This window comes from Vreelandella venusta (assembly GCF_007989605.1).
GTDB lineage: Bacteria > Pseudomonadota > Gammaproteobacteria > Pseudomonadales > Halomonadaceae > Vreelandella > Vreelandella venusta.
Window position 1 is genome coordinate 1 of the sequence record NZ_BJUL01000049.1, and the last position, 2,767, is coordinate 2,767.

Consider the following 2,767-nt stretch of genomic DNA (forward strand, 5'->3'; position numbering starts at 1 on the left):
TAACCTCGAAAACTATTTATGCCCAATCCTGGCAGCCCCAGGTGGAAGCCGAGGAAAACACGGGCAAGCTGCTCGCCACCGGCTACTCCTGCCGTAGCCAGGTGAAACGCTACTCAGCGCAAACATTACACCACCCGCTTCAGGCGCTGTTGGCGCTATTGACGCCGGTGTCTCATCCTTATCCCAACAATATGCAAGAGAGAGCAACGAAATGACTCAGCCGAGCCTTCTTTCAACCAATGAAGTGCGTGACCGTTTCTCTAAGGCAATGTCGGCCATGTATCAAGCCGAAGTGCCGCAGTACGGCACGCTGCTTGAACTTGTCGAGCGCGTTAACCAAGAAACACTTAGTCAACAGCCTGAACTGCATCGCCGCCTGGAAGCGCAGGGTGAATTGGCACGTTTGAGCGTAGAACGCCACGGGGCTATTCGTGTGGGAACTGCTGCAGAGCTTTCCATGTTGCGCCGCCTGTTTGCTGTGATGGGTATGTATCCGGTGGGCTATTACGACCTTTCAGAAGCGGGCGTGCCGGTTCATTCAACCGCCTTCCGGCCTATCGACGATGATGCGCTGGCGATGAACCCTTTCCGTGTTTTTACCTCGTTACTGCGTTTAGAACTGATTGAAAGTGAGGCTCTGCGCCAGCGTTCGGAAGAGATTCTAGCCAAGCGCGATATCTTCACCCCAGGGGCGCGCGAACTTATCGAGCGTCATGAAACCCAGGGTGGCTTAACCAGCGAAGAGGCCGACCAATTCGTCAAAGAAGCGCTGGAAACCTTCCGTTGGCACCAGGATGCGACGGTCGATCTGGAAACTTATCAGGCGCTCCATGATGAGCACCGTTTGATTGCCGATGTGGTGTGCTTCCGTGGGCCGCATATCAATCACCTGACGCCGCGTACTCTGGATATCGACGAAGCACAGCGCCGCATGCCGGAGATGGGCATGAACCCCAAAGCCGTCATTGAAGGGCCGCCACGTCGTGAATGCCCCATTTTGCTGCGCCAGACCAGCTTTAAGGCATTGGAAGAATCAATCCGCTTTGCCGGTGACGCGCAAGGTACTCACACCGCTCGCTTTGGTGAAATTGAGCAGCGTGGCGTAGCGCTAACACCAAAAGGCCGTGCGCTTTATGACCAGTTGCTTACTGAAGGCCGCAAGCAAACCGCAGGGTTGGATAACGACGCCCACCAAACGGTTATGCAAAACATCTTTGCCCAGTTCCCTGATAACGACGAGGCCATGCGCCGCGAGGGGCTAGCGTATTTTCAGTATCATCTGACCGAGAAAGGTCAGGCAGCTAAAGACGTTGGTAGTGCCGATATTGAAGCGTTAATCGCCCAGGGCTTGGTGGAAGCACAGCCGATTACCTATGAAGACTTTCTACCAGTGAGTGCGGCGGGTATTTTCCAGTCGAATCTCGGTGGTGCAGAGAGCGAAGCCTATGCCGGGAATGCCAATCGCGATGCCTTTGAAGAGGCACTGGGTGCCCAGGTGACCGATGAGTTGTCGCTTTACGCAGAACGTGAGAACACTTCTAAAAACAAAGTGTTGAATAGCCTATAAATAACGTCTAGCTGGGTGAGCCAGTATGTGTTGCAAAGGGCCTGCGAGTTTTCGCAGGCCCTTTTGTTGTTAAAAGCAATACTTTTGAATTGCAACTTTAATTATTTTTTACCAATTAACTTTGTGTTTTCTCATTCTAATTGATAGCGCTGAAGGGGGGCTTTTGGTATTTTCAAATTACAATATTAAATATTGTAAAGTTTTGCCTCGACTTGGCAGGGATCGGCACCTTCAGGAGATAGAGTTCGGGCGATGCTCGAATGCCAACCAGGCTCGTGTGGTTATCGAACAATCGAATGTCAGCGTCGCCATTAAAGACGTCTGAAGAAGAAAAATAGCCGGAGAAGTTGCCATGAATGCCCCTCAGAGTCGCCGTGAAGTCGCTTTTGTTGATACTTCGGTCGCAGATTATCAGTCACTGGTCGATGGTTTACCTGATGAAATGGAGGTAGTGCTCGTTGCCCCGGATCAGGACGGTGTGCAGGTCATGGCTGAGTGGGCGGCGACGCACACAGGTTATGATGCGATTCATGTGTTTGGTCATGGTTCCGCTGGCAGTCAGCATCTGGGAAGTGCAGCTTTGTCCGGCGACTCGCTGCCAGCCTATCAGAATGAACTGAGCCAAATCGGCAGCGCCTTGACCGAAGACGGCGATATTCTGCTTTATGGTTGCTATGTCGCCCAGGGCGAAACGGCCCAAAGCCTTATCCAGACCCTGGCAAACATCACTCGCGCTGATATTGCGGTCTCAGATGACTTGACCGGTTCCGAAGCCCTGGGTGGGGATTGGGTGTTGGAGATTGCTAGCGGAAACGTTCAATCAAACTCTATTACTGTGAAGGGTTTCTCATCAGTCTTAGCTAGTCAGTATACAGTTCAGCCTGATCCACTGGCAGCAGCAGGTGCGCAAACAGCTGCTACTGGTTATCGCCTCTTTATAGATATAGATTATGACTCTGACGGTGATAGAGATTTTATAGCTTATGATGGTTTGGTTTACAAAGTTTACATCAATGATGGTAGTGGCGGCTTTACCCAGACAGACCCAAATGTAGTATTTAATTTGGCCAATGCCGAAGATTATCTTGTTGCTGATTTTGATAATGATGGTGATGAAGATATTCTGGTGGCTGATGTCGACGCTAATACTTCTACCTACTACCAAAACAACGGAGGGGGATTTACCACTGTTGCAGACCC

General features: G+C 51.1%; 3 protein-coding genes. All 3 read left to right on the forward strand.

The window, feature by feature from the left end:
* A partial coding sequence (locus HVE01_RS19685; protein ID WP_146945485.1) for a hypothetical protein occupies positions 1–215 on the forward strand: 215 nt, incomplete at its 5' end.
* Entirely contained in the window at positions 212–1,567 is a 1,356-nt protein-coding gene (gene hglS, locus HVE01_RS19690) for a 2-oxoadipate dioxygenase/decarboxylase HglS (RefSeq protein ID WP_146945486.1), read from the forward strand. The genes HVE01_RS19685 and hglS, both read left to right, overlap by 4 nt.
* Positions 1,568–1,919: 352 nt before the next feature.
* On the forward strand, positions 1,920–2,767 hold an 848-nt coding region (locus HVE01_RS19695), incomplete at its 3' end, for a DUF4347 domain-containing protein (protein WP_146945487.1).

Coding starts and splice junctions, on each gene's coding strand:
- hglS (WP_146945486.1), top strand. CDS start 212: ATGACTCAGCCGAGCCTTCTTTCAACCAATGAAGTGCGTGACCGTTTC.